Genomic DNA, 14,490 nt, shown 5'->3' on the forward strand with positions numbered 1-14,490 from the left:
CCACCGTCCTCTGTGGTTGGTGGCGGGAAAAGATGCGGGCGGGATGGTTTCCCATCCCGCCCGCACCGCCCTGCGTTATGTGAACGGCCCTCACGGGCCGATGGAGGACGTGCCTCAGGCCGTCGACTTCTCGTCGCCCGGCGTCACCAGCACCACCCGACGACGACGCGCCGCCAGGAACAGCACCCCACCGGCGATCGCCGCCGCGACACCGACGCCACCGATCAGACCCGCCTGCGGGCCGGTCACCGGCAGACCGCCGCCGCCGTTGCCGCTGTCGCCACCGGTGCCACCACCGCCACCGTTCGGCTTCGCCGCCACGATCACCGCGAAGTCGTCACTGTTGTCGCTCGGGTCGATCTCGTGCGCCGGTGCCAGCTTCATCCCCGCCGGCAGCTTCGGCTTGGCCGGCGCCAGGGGCTTCACGTCCGGGTCCAACTGGCCCAGCGCGACCGCGGTGACCGTACCGGGCTTCAGGGCCACCGGCGCCTTGACGTCCGCAGCGACCTGGATGGGCAGCTGGAAGTAGAGCGCGTCACCGCCCTCAGCCAACTGGAGGTCGGTGAGGTCGCAGGTGGCCGTCCGGTTGTCGGCCGAGTGGACGCAGTCGGTGAACTTCACCGCGAAGGTGACACCCTTGGGCAGCTTGATGGTCAGCCGCACCCCGTCGGTGGTGCGGTCGCCCTGGTTGACCAGGGTGCCGAAGGCCTTGGTGGTGTCGCCGGGGTAGAGCGGCGGGTTGTTGGGCGCCTCGGGATCGTCGGCCGGCGGCTCGACGGCCTTGGTCACGTCCGAGACCAGCACGCCCAGATCGACGCCCTGCTCCGCGGTGAACTCGAGCTTCCCGACCCTGGTGTTGTTCGCCGGGTTGGTGTCGTCCTTGGAGGAGATCGTGTACGTGACGTCGCCGGAGTAGCTCGTCGCGGTCGAGTTCGCCTTGAAGGCCAGGAGCGGGAACTCCAGGGTCTCGCCCGGGCCGGGCAGCTGGTCCTGCGGCACGGCGCACGTCCAGGCCCGCACCCCTTCGCGGTCGCCCTCCGGGTTGCAGTTGTCCGTGTCGAGCGGCCAGATCGTGAACTTGCTGTAGTCGAAGCCGGCGAGGTCGGCGTGGATGAACAGCTCGCTCGGCGTGTTCTGCCCGAGGTTGCGCACCTTGGCGAAGGCGATCTTCTCGCCGGCGTTGGTGGCGACCCGGGTGCCGACCACGTCGAGCGACAGGTCGGTCTCCGTGCCGGCGGCGTGCGCCGGGGCGCCGAACGCGGCGAGCGCGCCGGCGGCGAGCAGGCTGGCAGCGCCGAGCCGCGCGAGCGGTCGGTTGTGGAAGCTCATGAAAGGTTTCCCCCGTGGGAAGAATGAGAGGTACGCCGCCGCACGTTAGCGGCCGTCGATGCCCCTCGCCACCCTTCATCCCAAACCGTTATGACCTGCGCGATGGCCGATCAGCCCCGGATTGCCGGGATTGATGGCGATCTGCGGGGCCAGCACCCCCTGCCACGTGGCCGAATACACCCGCTCGGCGGAACCCCGGCGGCCGATCGGACGACCACCGCCGGGGCCGGTCTTCAGCGGGTCAGTGCGCCTCCACCAGCGGCAGCGTCTTTCCGGCGCCACCGCCCGGCATCGCGATCGAGGAGAAGTGCGAGACCACCCGCTCGTCGGTCGGGTCGTCCGCCGGCGTGTGGTGCACGGCCAGCCGGTTGTAGAGGGTGTCCCGCTGGGCCGGGATCCGGCCGGCGGTACGGATCATCCCGATCAGCTCGTGCAGGTTGGAGCGGTGCCGGGCGCCGGCCGAGGAGATGACGTTCTCCTCCAGCATGATCGAGCCTAGGTCGTCGACGCCCATGTGCAGCGCGAGCTGGCCGGCGTCCTTGCCGGTGGTGAGCCAGGAGGCCTGCAGGTGCGGGACGGTCTCGAAGAAGAGCCGGGCCACCGCGACCAGCCGCAGGTACTCCAGGGTGGTGGCCTGGGTCCGGCCCTTGAGGTGGTTGTTCTCCGGCTGGTACGTCCACGGGATGAACGCCCGGAAGCCCCGGGTCCGGTCCTGCACGTCGCGGATCATCCGCAGGTGCTCGATGCGCTCGGCGTTGGTCTCGCCGGTGCCCATCATCATCGTGGCGGTCGACTCGAGGCCCTGCCGGTGCGCCAGCTCCATGACCTCCAGCCAGCGCGCGCCCGATTCCTTCAGCGGGGCGATCGCCTTGCGCGGCCGGTCGGGGAGCATCTCCGCGCCGGCGCCGGCGATCGAGTCGAGCCCGGCGGCCTTGATCCGGGCGATCGCCTCGTCCAGGCTGACCCCGGAGACCTTCGCCATGTGCAGGATCTCGCTCGGCCCGATCGAGTGGATGGCGAGCTGCGGGTACGCCTGCTTGACCGAGGAGAAGAGCTCCTCGTAGTACTCCACCCCGTAGTCCGGGTGGTGGCCGCCCTGGAGCATCACCTGGGTGGCGCCCAGCTCGACCGCCTCGCCGCAGCGGCGAAGGATCTCCTCGGTCGGGTGGGTCCACCCCTCCTTGTGCTTGGGGGCCCGGTAGAACGCGCAGAACTTGCACGCCGTCACGCAGACGTTCGTGTAGTTGATGTTGCGGTCGATCAGGTACGTGACGATGTTGTCCGGGTAGCGCCGACGGCGCACCGCGTCCGCCGCCTCGCCCAACGCGTGGAAGGGCGCCTCGGTGTAGAGCAACAGGGCCTCGTCGGGCGTGATCCGCCCGCCGTCCGCGCCGCGCTGCAGGATGTCGTCGATCTCCCGGCTCACCGTCACGCCTCCGAGCCTACGTCGCCGCTCGTGACGGGGCGAAGAGCGGCCACCCCGATGTGATGTCTCCGGCGCGATGGCGGCCACGACCGGCACTGCCCGTGACACCGGCGGTCGAACAGACACCGCGGTCCCCCGCCTTTGCTCTGCTGCCTCCCGCGCAACAGTCACCTACGGTAGGCAAAGCACCCGCGCCAGCTCCGGCGACCCGACAAAGGAAATGCCTGCTCAAGGGAGTGTTGCTTTCACTGAAGCAGAGCAAAGGAGGCGACGAGGGGCGGCCGAGCTACGCGAGGCAGGCACCCTGCGTGAAACCTGGGCCCACCGCACCCCACGTCACGCGTCGTAGTCGACGGTGAGGCTGTCGGTGGTCGGGCTGGACTGGCACGTCAGCACGTACCCGGCGGCCAGCTCGTCCGGCTCCAGCGCGTAGTTGCGGGCCATGGTCACCTCGCCGGAGACCACCTTCGCCTTGCAGGTCGAGCAGACGCCGCCCTTGCAGGCGTACGGCAGCTCGCTGCGGACCTTGAGCGCGGCGTCCAGCACCCGCTCGTCGCGGCCCATGGTGAAGCGCGACGACCGGCCGTCCAGCACGATGGTCACCTCGGCCCCGGCCCCCGGCTCGTCACCGGGGCGGCGCACCGGCTCCGGCGGCGCGTCGACGTGGAACAGCTCGGTGTGCACCGCCGACTCCGGCAGGCCGCGCCCGGTCAGCAGCTCCCGGGCGGCCACCACCATCGCGTACGGGCCGCAGAGGAACCACTCCTCGATGACGTCGCCCGGCACGATGGTCTCCAGCAGCCGGCCCAGCCGCTCCGCGTCGATCCGCCCGGACAGCAGCGGCGACTCGCCCTCCTCCCGGGAAAGCACGTGCACCAGGTGCAGCCGGGTCGGATAGCGGTCCTTCAGGTCGGCCAGTTCCTCGGCGAACATCACAGTGTTCGCGGTGCGGTTGCCGTACACCAGGGTGAAGGTGCTGGCCGGCTCGACGGCCAGGGCCGTCGCGACCAGCGCGAGCACCGGGGTGATGCCGGAGCCGGCGACCACCGCGCCGTAGTGGCGGACCCGGTCCGGCGCGAACGCGGCGGTGAAGTGCCCCAGCGGGGGCAGCACCTCGACGGTGTCACCGTGGCGCAGGGCGCCGCAGGCGTACGCCGAGAAGGCGCCGCCGGGGATCTCCCGCACGCCGATCCGGAGCCGGCCGTGCCGGGCCAGGTCGTCCGGCGTGGAGCAGATCGAGTACGACCGCCGCACCTCCGCGCCGTCCTCCCCCGCGCGCCGCACGGTGAGGTGCTGGCCGGCGGAGAACGCGAAGGTCTCCCGCAGCTCCTCGGGCACGGCGAAGGTGATCGCCACGGCGTCGTCGGTGAGCCGGTCGACGGCGGCGACGGAGAGCGGGTGGAAGGCCGGCCGGCGACGGACCGGTCGGGTGATCGTGACAGTCACAGCGCCTTCAGGTGGTCGAAGGGTTCAAGGCAGGAACGGCACCGCCAGAGCGCCTTGCACGCGGTGGAGCCGAACCGGCTGACCTGCTCGGTCTCCAGCGAGCCGCAGCGCGGGCAGCGAACCGACAGCGTCAACGGTACGACCGTGCCGGCGCGCACCGGGGCCGGCGGGGCGATGCCCGCGTCGGCCAGCTTCGCCCGCCCGGTGTCGGAGATCCAGTCGGTGCTCCAGGCCGGGCTGTAGACCGTCCGGACCTCGGCGTCGGAGTGGCCGGCGGCCGCCAGGGCCCGGCGGATGTCGGAGCGGATCACGTCCATCGCCGGGCAGCCGGTGTAGGTGGGGGTGATGGTGACGACCACCCGGCCGGTGGCCGGGTCCTCGTCGACCGCCCGCAGGATGCCGAGCTCGTCGATGGTGATCACCCGGATCTCCGGGTCCACCACCGCCGCCACGGCCTCCCGGGGAGCTACCACGTCGCCCCCGGGTGCGCCCGGTGCAGCACCTGCATCTCGGCGAGCAGGTACGACAGGTGCTCGGTGTGCACGCCGTCCCGGCCGCCGCCCGGCGTCCAGCTTGTCTCCGGGCGGGTCAGTGTCGCGTCGTCGAACACGGCGGAGACGACGGCGTCGAAGTCGGCCCGCAGGGTGGCCGGGTCGACCGGCGCCGCCGGATCCGCCGTGAACAGCTCGTGGTGGTACGGCCAGACCTGGTCCACCGCGGCCTGGGCCCGGCGGTGCGACTCCTCGGTGCCGTCGCCGAGGCGCTTCACCCAGAGCGAGGAGTGGTCCAGGTGGTACGCGGACTCCTTGCGCGCCTTGGCGCCGATCGCGGCGAGCCGCTCGTCGGCGCAGCCGGCCAGCGCGGTGTACAGCGGCACCTGGTACGCCGAGAGCAGCAGCAGCTTCACCATGGTCACCGCGAAGTCGCCGTTGGGCAGCTCCACCAGCAGGCAGTTGCGGAACTCCCGGTCGTCGCGCAGGTACGCCAGCGCGTCCTCGTCCCGGCCGGCGCCCTCCAGCTCACCCGCGTACGTCAGCAGCAGGCGGGCGGCACCGAGCTGGTCGAGGGCGATGTTGGCCAGCGCGATGTCCTCCTCCATCTCCGGCGCGCGGGTGGCCCACTCGCCGAGCCGCTGTGCCGCCACGAGGGCGTCGTCGCCGAGGGAGAGGACGAAGTCGAAGGGGCCGTTCACAGGTGAGCCACCCCGTCCGGCACCTCGTAGAAGGTGGGGTGGCGGTAGACCTTGTCGGCGGCAGGGTCGAAGAAGGCGTCCTTCTCGTCCGGGCTGGACGCGGTGATCGCGCTCGCCGGCACCACCCAGATCGACACGCCCTCCTGCCGGCGGGTGTAGAGATCCCGAGCGTTGCGCAGGGCCAGTTCCGCGTCGGGGGCGTGCAGGCTGCCGACGTGGGTGTGCGACAGCCCGCGCCGCGCCCGCACGAAGACCTCCCACAGCGGGGTGTGTTCAGTGCTCACGCGGCCACCTTCTCCTTCTGCACCGTCCGCTTGGCGGCGTACGCCGCGGCGGCCTCGCGTACCCAGGCGCCGTCGGCGTGGGCGGCCCGGCGGTGCTCCATCCGCTGCCGGTTGCACGGCCCGTTGCCCTTGATCACCCGCATCAGCTCGTCGTAGTCCGGCTGGGTGTAGTCGTACGCCTGCCGCTCGTCGTTCCAGCGCAGGTCGGGGTCGGGGATCCGCAGGCCGAGGATCTCGGCCTGTTGCACGCACATGTCCACGAAGCGCTGGCGCAGCTCGTCGTTGGAGAACCGCTTGATCTTCCAGGCCATCGACTGCTCGGAGTGGGTCGAGTCACCGTCCGGCGGGCCGAACATGGCCAGCGACGGGTACCACCAGCGGTCCACGGCGTCCTGGGCCATCGCCTTCTGCTCCGGGGTGCCGTGGGCCATCACGTGCAGGATCTCGTAGCCCTGCCGCTGGTGGAACGACTCCTCCTTGCAGACCCGGATCATGGCCCGGGCGTACGGCCCGTAGGAGCAGCGGCAGAGCGGGACCTGGTTGACGATCGCCGCGCCGTCCACCAGCCAGCCGATCGCGCCCACGTCGGCCCAGTTCAGGGTCGGGTAGTTGAAGATCGAGCTGTACTTCTGCCGGCCGTCGAGCAGGAGCTGGACGAGTTCGTCACGGCTGACCCCGAGGGTCTCGGCGGCGGCGTAGAGGTAGAGGCCGTGCCCCGCCTCGTCCTGGACCTTGGCCAGCAGGATCGCCTTGCGCTTGAGCGAGGGGGCGCGGCTGATCCAGTTCCCCTCCGGCTGCATCCCGATGATCTCGGAGTGCGCGTGCTGGGCGATCTGCCGGATCAGCGTCCGGCGGTACGCCTCGGGCATCCAGTCGCGCGGCTCGATCTTCTGGTCGGCGTCGATCACCTCGGCGAAGTAGGCCGCCAGGTCACCGCCGGGGCCGGGACCGTCGGCCCGGCCGCGGGCTGCCGCCGCACGCAGCGCGGCCTCGGCCGCCTCGACCTGGCCGAGCAGGCCACCGCCGGGCGTGTCCTCCTCGGCGGCGAAGTCGTTGCCATACATGACACCAAGTGTTACAGCTCGCCCCTGATGACACCAGAGGGTGTAACAGGATTCCGAGGTGCCTTTCCGTCACCGGCCGGCCGCGGGGGGTGGGCACCAGGCCCTGGCCGCTGCTATGACTTGCGTCACCGAGAGAAGGTGAATCCTCCCAAGGGCGGCATACCGGCGTTTAATCCCGGCTTCGCGGCAAGTTGCCAGGCGTCAGGTTCTGGCGCGTCGCCGGTCCGGACGTAGACTTCCCCGGGTCACACCGATCGGCTGCTGACGATCGCCACCAAAGACGACGGCCACCTCCCCCGGCCTCGGCGGTCAGGCCGACACATTCGGAAAACAGCCGGTCCCCCCGGCCCTGACATCTGGAGCTCACCCACTCATGCGATCCCGCGTGACCATGGTGCTCGCCGTCCTGGCGGTCCTGCTCGGCGCCGGCCTGCTGGTGCCCACCGCGTACGCGAAGCTGGCCGGCGACGGCGGCGGGCTCGGCGGCATCGGCGGCGGCGCCGTCGAACAGGTGCCCGCCCCCACGCCGACCGCGCCCCCGCCGCCGACCCTCACCGCCGGCCCGGTCGCGGTGAACTTCAAGGGCGACTTCTTCGGCTGGGCCCTGATGGACCGGACGACCGGCAAGGTCTCCGGCTCCAAGAACATGGCCTCGACCAACTCGACCGAGTCGATGCTCAAGGCCTGGATCGTCTCCGACTACCTGCGCCAGCTCGGCGACAAGGAGCCCACGGCCGCGCTGAAGAAGGACGCGAGCCTTGCGATCCGGGACAGCAACGACGATGCGGCGAACCGGGTCTACAAGGCCGCCGGCGGCTCGTACAAGGTGCCGGCGGGTGGGCAGCCCGGCCCGGTGGTCAAGCGGGCGATCAGCATCTGCGGCCTCACCGACACCACGCGCGGCACCGCCCCCGGCTACGAGGGCTGGTGGAGCTTCACCCGGATGTCCCCCCGGGACGCGGTCAAGCTCGGCGACTGCATCGCCGACGGCAAGGCCGCCGGCCGCAAGTGGACCAAGTGGGTGCTGAACGAGATGGCCAAGGTCCGCGGCAGCGTCACCCAGCAGCAGGCGCGCTCCGGCGGCGGCAAGTGGGGCATCGTCGACGGCCTGCCCGCCGAGATCAAGGCGCAGGGACCGGTGAGCATCAAGAACGGCTGGACCCCGATCAACTCCGACGGCAACTGGCACGTCAACTGCCTCGCCGTCACCGACAAGTGGAGCCTCGCCGTGATGCTGCGGTACCCGCAGAGCAGCAAGCTGGAGTACGGCGCCAAGATCTGCGCCAGCGTCGCCACCCAGCTGGTCAGCCCGCAGCCCGGCGCCGCCCTCAAGGTGCCGCAGCAGCCCGTCGGGAAGCTCTGATGGCCGGCAACCGTCGCGGTGACCGCGGCGGCCGGCGGGACAACCAGCCGCTCAAGCTGATCGCCTTCGCGGCCATCATGATCGGTCTGGTGCTGGTCTCGCTCCGACTGCTGCCCGGCTCCCCGCTGGTGTCCAGCGCCGCGTCGCACTGGGGCGACCCGTCCAACCCGGACCGGACCACCACGGCGCCGACCGACCGCAGTAGCCGCGCGAAGCCGACGCCCTCCCCGTCACCGTCGCTGGAGCCGCTGCCGTTCGCGGACAAGCAGATCGACCTCGACATCAAGGGCTGGTACGCCTGGAGCGTGCTGGACACCCGGACCGGCAAGTTCATCGGCTCGAAGAACATGGGCGAGACCAGCACCACCGCGTCGCTGATCAAGTCCTGGATCGTCGCCGACTACCTGCGCCGGGCCGACGACGCCGGCCAGGAGCCGAGCGACGCCAGGCTCGCCGAGGCCACCCGGATCATCCGGGACAGTGACAACACCCTCGCCGAGAAGTTCTACAACAGCGTCGGGCGGTCCCCTTCGATCAAGCGGATGGTCTCCATCTGCAAGACCACCGACAGCGGTCCGGCCGCCGACGGCGGCTGGAGCCGGACGAACCTCTCCCCCCGGGACACCGCGCGGCTCGGCGCCTGCATCAAGGACGGTCGCGCCGCCGGTCCGAAGTGGACCAAGTGGCTGCTGAACGAGATGCGGCAGGTGCGCGGCGAGGGTGACTTCGGCATCCGCAAGGCGTTCCCGGAGGCCGAGCAGAAGACGATCGCCATCAAGAACGGCTGGGTCGACCGGACCCGCGAGCAGGAGATGCACGTCAACTGCCTGGCGATCGGCGACAACTGGACGATGGGCGTGATGGTCCGCTACCCGATCGGGATGGGCTACGACTACGGCATGAAGAACTGCCAGAAGATCACCGAGGCGGTGCTCCGCTCCGACACCTGAGCCTGCTCCCGTCACGCCCGATGTGGCGGTGCCCCGGTCCCGGGGGCACCGCCACATCGCCGTTTCGGCGGGTTGGCTTTCGCGGCGCGGTCAGCCGGCGAAGAACTCCGGGCCGCCGTCGGGCAGCGCCGGGGCCTCACCGATCGCCGCGGCCCGCCGGGCGAACTCCCGCAGGCCGGCGACCTGCCGCTCGCCCAGCGAGAAGTCGAGGGTACGGAAGTACGTGGCCAGGGTCGCCGCGTCGAACGGCTCCCAGCGGGCGGCCGCCTCGGCGACCTGGTCCAGCTCGGCCAGGCAGAGGTCGCGGGAGCGCAGGAACGCCTCGTGCACCTCCTTGACCATGCCGGGGTGGGCGGCGGCGAAGTCGCGGCGTACCGCCCAGACGGCGAAGACCATCGGCAGCCCGGTCCAGTCGCGCCAGGCCTGCCCGAGGTCGGTCACCTCCAGGCCGCGGCGGGGCGCCTCGTAGAGCGCGCGCAGCGCCACGTCGCCGATGAGCACGCCGGCATCCGCTTCCAGCAGCATCTGGGTCAGGTCGGGCGGGCAGCGGAAGTACTCGGGGTGGACCCCGTACCGCTCGCCGAGCAGCAACCGGGCGAGCAGCACGCCGGTCCGCGAGGTCGAGCCGAGGGCGACCCGGCCGCCGTCCAGCTCGGCGAGCGGCTTGGTGGAGACCACGTTGACCGAGAGCACCGGCCCGTCGCTGCCCACCGCCAGGTCGGGCAGGAGCAGCAGCTCGTCGGCGTGCCGCAGGTACTCGACGTGCGAGATCGGGCCGATGTCCAGGTCGCCGGCGACGAGCGCGGCACTGAGCCGGTCCGGGGAGTCCTTGTGCAGGTCGACGTCGAGCAGCGCGCCGGAGCGCATCAGCCCCCAGTAGATCGGCAGGCAGTTCAGGAACTGGATGTGCCCTACCCGGGGGCGTGCCACGCGCTCAGCCATGACCCGACGGTATCCCCGCCGGTCGGCGCCGGCTCAGCGGGCGGCCCGGGGAGTGGCCAACTCCGCATCCGCCGGACCGCTGGTCGCGGCCGGCGCCGCCGTCGGGCTCCCGTCGGACCGGGCCCGGCGGACCGAGCGGGCGACGACGGGGACGAACGCGACCGCCACCAGCAGGCCGGCGATCCCGAGGCCGGCGATCAGCGGTCGGGGCGGCAGCACGGCCAGCAGCGCGCCGCCGATCAGGTACCCGGCCATCGACCCGCCCTGCACCGCCGCGCCGTTGACCGCGTACGCCCGGGCGCGCACCGCCTCCGGCACCCGGCGGGCGGTCAGCACGTTGGCGAAGACGTTGTCCCCGCCGTTCGCCGCGCCGCCCACCAGCCAGAGCGGGACCAGCAGCGCGGCCGCCGGCACGGCGGCGGCGAGCACCACCATCAGGGAGCAGCCGCCGAGCGTCAGGAGCACGCCGTACAGCAGGGCGCCGTCGTCGGTGAGCCGGTGGGCCAACCGGGCGGCGAGCCAGCTGCCCGGCAGCATCCCGGCCATCCAGGCGGCGCCCACCAGCCCGTAGACGGTCGCGGAGGCGTCCAGGGTCTCGCGGATGAAGAAGACCTCGATGACGTTGATGCCGCCGATCGCCGTGATCACCGCGGCGGTGGTGACCACCATGGCGAGCATCAGCGGGTCCTGTCGCAGCTTCCAGACCGGGACGGCTGCGGCGGCGGCCCCGACTGCGGGCGCGGTCGGCCGGCCACCCCGTCGGGTGCGCAGCAGCAGCCCGGCGGCGACCAGCGCGAGGTAGCTCGCCGCGTTCAGCAGCAGCGGCATCCGGGTGCCGAACCCGCCCACCAGGAGCCCGGCCAGCACCGGGCCGCCCAGCGCGCCGACGGAGACGGCGGTCTGGTGCACCGCGCTGGCCCGGGGCAGGTCGTCGCGGCGGACCATCGCCGGGAGCAGGGCCGCCAGGCAGGGCTGGGTCAGCGCGAGCCCGCAGGCGAGCAGCCCCACCAGCGCCACGATCACCACGGGGTGTGCGGCGTACGCGAGCAGCAGGCAGATCGCCGACTGCACCGCGCCGACGGTGACCAGCAGGGTGCGGCTGTCCACCCGGTCGGCGACGCGCCCGGCCAGCGGGGCGAGGACCACCAGCGGCAGGGTGGCGGCGAGCAGCAGGCCGGAGACGGCGAGGCTGCCGGCGCCGGAGGCCTGGAGGGCCAGCGCCAGCGCGGTGGCGGCCAGGAACTCGCCGCAGATCGTGGTGCCCCGGGCGGCGGCGGCGAGCCAGACGTCGGACCAGCGCGACGGACCAGTTGTGAAGGACATGCTTCGAAAATAATGCTTCACGACTGATCGACTCAACCCCTACGGCAGCGGCACCACCTTGTACTGCGCTGCCACCGGGCGCGCCCCCGCCGGCGGGTCGGCCTGCCGGTTCCGCTGCCGGTACGGCTCGAACAACGCCATCACCGCCTCGTTGAGCCCGACCAGTTCCTCGGCGGTGAGCAGCAGCGTCGAGTTGCTGAGCACCACGGCGTCGTACCACTCGGCGGGCTCCTCCCCGGCCCGCCTCAGCCAGGCGCGGGTCCGCTCGATGTCCCGGGCCGCGTGCGCCTCCACCAGCGCCTGCTCGGCGGCGCGGGCGTCCGCCCCCGCGTCATGACCGGCTTCGACCCACCAGTTGTTGCCGAAGGAGCGCCACACCCGCTCCCGGGCGTCGCCCCGGCTCGGCGCCTGCTCGACCAGGCCGAACTTCGCCAGCGCCCGCAGGTGGTAGCTGGTCGCGCTCGGGGACAGCCCGACGATCTCGGCGCACTCGGTGGCGGTCGCGCCGTCCTCCTTGTTGGCCAGATGTTCGATGATCGCGATTCGGGCCGGATGGGCCAGCGCCCGCATCACCTGCGGGTCGCTGATCGTCATCCGGCGCTGCTCGGGACGCGCCTCGGTCATCCCCCCATGATCCCGGCCCCGGCTCCCCCGCACCATCACCCCGCCCGGCGGCCGGGCCGGGCCGGGCCGGGCCGGGGCAGGATCTCGGCATGAGGACGTCCGTGACCATCGGCCAGATCCCCACCGGCTGGGACATCGATGCCAACCTCGCGGCGATCGGGGAGGTGCTGGCGCAGAGCCGACCGGACGACGTCGTGCTGCTACCCGAGGGCGGTACCACCCCTCCGGAACGGACGGAAAATCGGTTGCCGCCCCCCGGGACGGGAGTAGGCTGTTTCCTTCCGCCCGACGGCCGCGGTGAGTATGCACCGCAGCGGACGTCCCCGCGCCGACCGACGAGTCGGAAACGCGAGCGGCAGCGTTTTTCCCGTGTCTGAGGAGTACGTGGATGACCCTGCACGCCCAAGAACAGACCCTGGACGCGGAGCTCGCCGCCGAGCGGGCCCACCTGGACACCTCCCGCCTCGCCCTGCGCCGGATGCGGGAACGCGCCGAGGCGCTCTTCGCCACCGGTGACAAGGTCGCCGGCGACGCGTACACCGCCGAGCAGCTCGGCCGGCACATGGCCCGACGGGTCGCCGAGCTGGCCGACGACCCGACCACCCCGCTCTTCTTCGGCCGGCTCGACTTCGGCGGGGTCGCCGACGGCCGGCACAGCGGCGAGCAGGGCGCGGAACACGCCGGGCGGGAATACCACGTCGGCCGCCGGCACGTCACCGACGAGCGGGGCGAACCGCTGGTGCTGGACTGGCGGGCGCCGATCTCCCGGTCGTTCTACCGGGCCAGCGCCCGCGACCCGCAGGGCGTCGCCGTCCGGCGCCGCTTCGGGTTCAGCGGCGGCGCGCTGACCAGCTTCGAGGACGAGCACCTGGACCGGGGCGAGGAGCTGGGCACGGCCAGCCGGATCCTCACCGCCGAGATCGAGCGCCCCCGCGTCGGGCCGATGCGGGACATCGTCGCCACCATCCAGCCGGAACAGGACGAGCTGGTCCGCGCCGACCTGGCCGACTCGATCTGCGTCCAGGGCGCGCCGGGCACCGGCAAGACCGCCGTCGGGCTGCACCGGGCCGCGTACCTGCTCTATCTGCACCGGGAGCGGCTGCGCCGGGCCGGTGTGCTGATCGTCGGGCCGAACCGGGCGTTCCTGTCGTACATCGCGGCGGTGCTGCCGGCGCTCGGCGAGGTCGAGGTCGCGCAGGCCACGGTGGAGGACCTGGTCGCCCGGGTGCCGGTACGCGCGGTCGAGGACCCGGCGGTGGCGACCCTCAAGCACGACGTCCGGATGGCGGAGGTGCTGCGCCGCGCCGTCGAGGCGCACATCGGGGCGCCGACCGAGCCGATCATGGTGTCGGACGGGTCGTTCCGCTGGCGGATCGGCCTGGACCCGCTGCACCGGATCGTCGAGGAGACCCGCCGCGAGGGGCTGCCCTACACCACCGGCCGGGAACGGGTCCGGGCCCGGGTGGTCGGGCTGCTGCAACGCCAGGCCGAGGCGCGCCGGGCCGAGTCGCCGAGCGACGCCTGGCTGCGCCGGATGGGCCGGGCCAAGCCGGTCACCGAATTCCTCGACGCGGTCTGGCCGGCGCTCACGCCGGAGGGGCTGGTGCACACCCTGCTCGGCGACCCGGCCGCGCTCGCCGCCGCGGCCGACGGGCTGCTCACCGCCGAGGAGCAGGCGCTGCTGCTCGGCAGGACGGCACCGGGGGGCGAGCAGGCGGCCGCGGACGCCGTGCCCGCGCCCCGCCGCCGGACGACGACGACCGGCACCACCCTCGGCCGCACCCCGAAGGCGACGAGGTGGACCCTTGCCGACACGGTCCTGATCGACGAGGCCGCCGGGCTGCTGGACCGGCCGGCCGGCTTCGGGCACGTGGTGGTCGACGAGGCGCAGGACCTCTCCCCGATGCAGTGCCGGGCCATCGCCCGGCGCAGCGAGCACGGCTCGATCACCCTCCTCGGCGACCTGGCCCAGGGCACCGCCCCGTGGGCCGCCACCGACTGGCGGGAGTCCCTGGCCCACCTGGGCAAGCCGGACGCGGCCGTGGTGCCGCTGAGCATCGGCTTCCGGGTGCCCGCGGTGGTGGTCGCGTTCGCCAACCGGCTGCTGCCGGCGCTCGCGGTGGACGTACCCGCGGCGGAGTCGCTGCGCCACGACGGCGCGCTCGACGTGCGTACCGTGACCGACCTGACGGCGGCGACGGTGGCCGAGGTGCGGGCGGCGCTCGCGCACGACGGCTCGGTCGGGGTGATCGCCGCCGACGACGCGGTGGACCGGCTCCGCGCGGCGCTCGCCGCCGCGGGCGTCGCCACCGCGACCGCCGAGGACGTGCAGACCGCGGAGCGGGTCACCGTGGTGCCCGCGACCCTGGTCAAGGGCCTGGAGTACGACCACGTCGTGGTCGTCGAGCCGGCCGCGATCGTCGCGGCCGAGCCGCGCGGCCTGAACCGGCTGTACGTGGTGCTGACCCGGGCGGTCTCCCGGCTGTCGGTGCTGCACACCGCACCGCTGCCCGCCCCGCTCGGCTGAGCCGGCGCCCGACGAGGGTC

13 protein-coding genes are annotated in these 14,490 nt (G+C 72.6%); 3 read left to right on the forward strand and 10 right to left on the reverse strand.

The features are described 5' to 3' along the window. Nucleotides 1-114 precede the first annotated feature (114 nt). The 7 genes from V6U81_RS19490 to paaA all read right to left on the reverse strand — a co-directional run bounded on the left by V6U81_RS19490 (nt 115) and on the right by paaA (nt 6,741). Nucleotides 115-1,329: a hypothetical protein gene (locus V6U81_RS19490; protein WP_334491253.1), complete on the reverse strand. Its 1,215-nt coding sequence runs from the start codon at nt 1,327-1,329 to the stop codon at nt 115-117. Between the two features lie 241 nt (nt 1,330-1,570). Further along, nucleotides 1,571-2,761, reverse strand: a complete 1,191-nt coding sequence (mqnC, locus tag V6U81_RS19495; RefSeq protein ID WP_334491255.1) for a cyclic dehypoxanthinyl futalosine synthase — start codon at nt 2,759-2,761, stop codon at nt 1,571-1,573. A gap of 330 nt (nt 2,762-3,091) precedes the next feature. Further along, nucleotides 3,092-4,201 (reverse strand): 1,2-phenylacetyl-CoA epoxidase subunit PaaE, encoded by a 1,110-nt coding sequence (gene paaE / locus V6U81_RS19500; protein WP_334491257.1) that lies wholly within the window; start codon nt 4,199-4,201, stop codon nt 3,092-3,094. Beyond that, nucleotides 4,198-4,674, reverse strand: coding sequence for a 1,2-phenylacetyl-CoA epoxidase subunit PaaD (gene paaD / locus V6U81_RS19505; protein ID WP_334491259.1), 477 nt, complete (start codon nt 4,672-4,674; stop codon nt 4,198-4,200). Before paaD ends, paaE begins: the two co-directional genes overlap by 4 nt. Then, nucleotides 4,668-5,393, reverse strand: coding sequence for a 1,2-phenylacetyl-CoA epoxidase subunit PaaC (paaC, locus tag V6U81_RS19510; RefSeq protein WP_334491261.1), 726 nt, complete (start codon nt 5,391-5,393; stop codon nt 4,668-4,670). Before paaC ends, paaD begins: the two co-directional genes overlap by 7 nt. Then, complete coding sequence (gene paaB / locus V6U81_RS19515; RefSeq protein ID WP_167999671.1) at nt 5,390-5,677, reverse strand: 1,2-phenylacetyl-CoA epoxidase subunit PaaB; 288 nt, start codon at nt 5,675-5,677, stop codon at nt 5,390-5,392. The genes paaC and paaB overlap by 4 nt, the downstream gene beginning before the upstream one ends. Further along, nucleotides 5,674-6,741: a 1,2-phenylacetyl-CoA epoxidase subunit PaaA gene (gene paaA, locus V6U81_RS19520; protein ID WP_334491267.1), complete on the reverse strand. Its 1,068-nt coding sequence runs from the start codon at nt 6,739-6,741 to the stop codon at nt 5,674-5,676. The genes paaB and paaA overlap by 4 nt, the downstream gene beginning before the upstream one ends. 373 nt (nt 6,742-7,114) lie before the next feature. Here paaA and V6U81_RS19525 point away from each other — a divergent pair, with 373 nt between their 5' ends. Both V6U81_RS19525 and V6U81_RS19530 read left to right on the forward strand, forming a co-directional pair. After that, on the forward strand, nt 7,115-8,104 hold the full coding sequence (locus tag V6U81_RS19525; protein ID WP_334491269.1) for a hypothetical protein: 990 nt from the start codon (nt 7,115-7,117) through the stop codon (nt 8,102-8,104). Next, the gene (locus tag V6U81_RS19530) at nt 8,104-9,054 is read left to right on the forward strand and encodes a serine hydrolase (protein WP_334491271.1); all 951 of its coding nucleotides are present in this window, start codon (nt 8,104-8,106) and stop codon (nt 9,052-9,054) included. The genes V6U81_RS19525 and V6U81_RS19530 overlap by 1 nt, the downstream gene beginning before the upstream one ends. A 90-nt stretch (nt 9,055-9,144) precedes the next feature. Here V6U81_RS19530 and V6U81_RS19535 read toward each other — a convergent pair whose 3' ends face one another. From V6U81_RS19535 to V6U81_RS19545, 3 genes are read right to left on the reverse strand one after another with little or no spacing between them, the layout of a single operon-like run. Further along, nucleotides 9,145-9,996, reverse strand: coding sequence for a menaquinone biosynthetic enzyme MqnA/MqnD family protein (locus V6U81_RS19535; protein WP_334491273.1), 852 nt, complete (start codon nt 9,994-9,996; stop codon nt 9,145-9,147). A 33-nt stretch (nt 9,997-10,029) separates the two neighbouring features. Further along, complete coding sequence (locus tag V6U81_RS19540) at nt 10,030-11,319, reverse strand: MFS transporter (RefSeq protein WP_334491274.1); 1,290 nt, start codon at nt 11,317-11,319, stop codon at nt 10,030-10,032. Between the two features lie 39 nt (nt 11,320-11,358). Then, on the reverse strand, nt 11,359-11,943 hold the full coding sequence (locus V6U81_RS19545; protein WP_334491276.1) for a helix-turn-helix domain-containing protein: 585 nt from the start codon (nt 11,941-11,943) through the stop codon (nt 11,359-11,361). A gap of 388 nt (nt 11,944-12,331) precedes the next feature. On the opposite strand from V6U81_RS19545, the gene V6U81_RS19550 reads away from it, so the two are divergent. Then, nucleotides 12,332-14,470 carry a HelD family protein gene (locus V6U81_RS19550; RefSeq protein ID WP_334491278.1) on the forward strand — a complete coding sequence of 713 codons (2,139 nt, stop codon included), beginning with the start codon at nt 12,332-12,334 and terminating at the stop codon, nt 14,468-14,470. The last annotated feature ends 20 nt before the right edge of the window (nt 14,471-14,490 follow it).

The organism is Micromonospora lacuserhaii (genome assembly GCF_036902735.1).
Lineage (GTDB): Bacteria > Actinomycetota > Actinomycetes > Mycobacteriales > Micromonosporaceae > Micromonospora.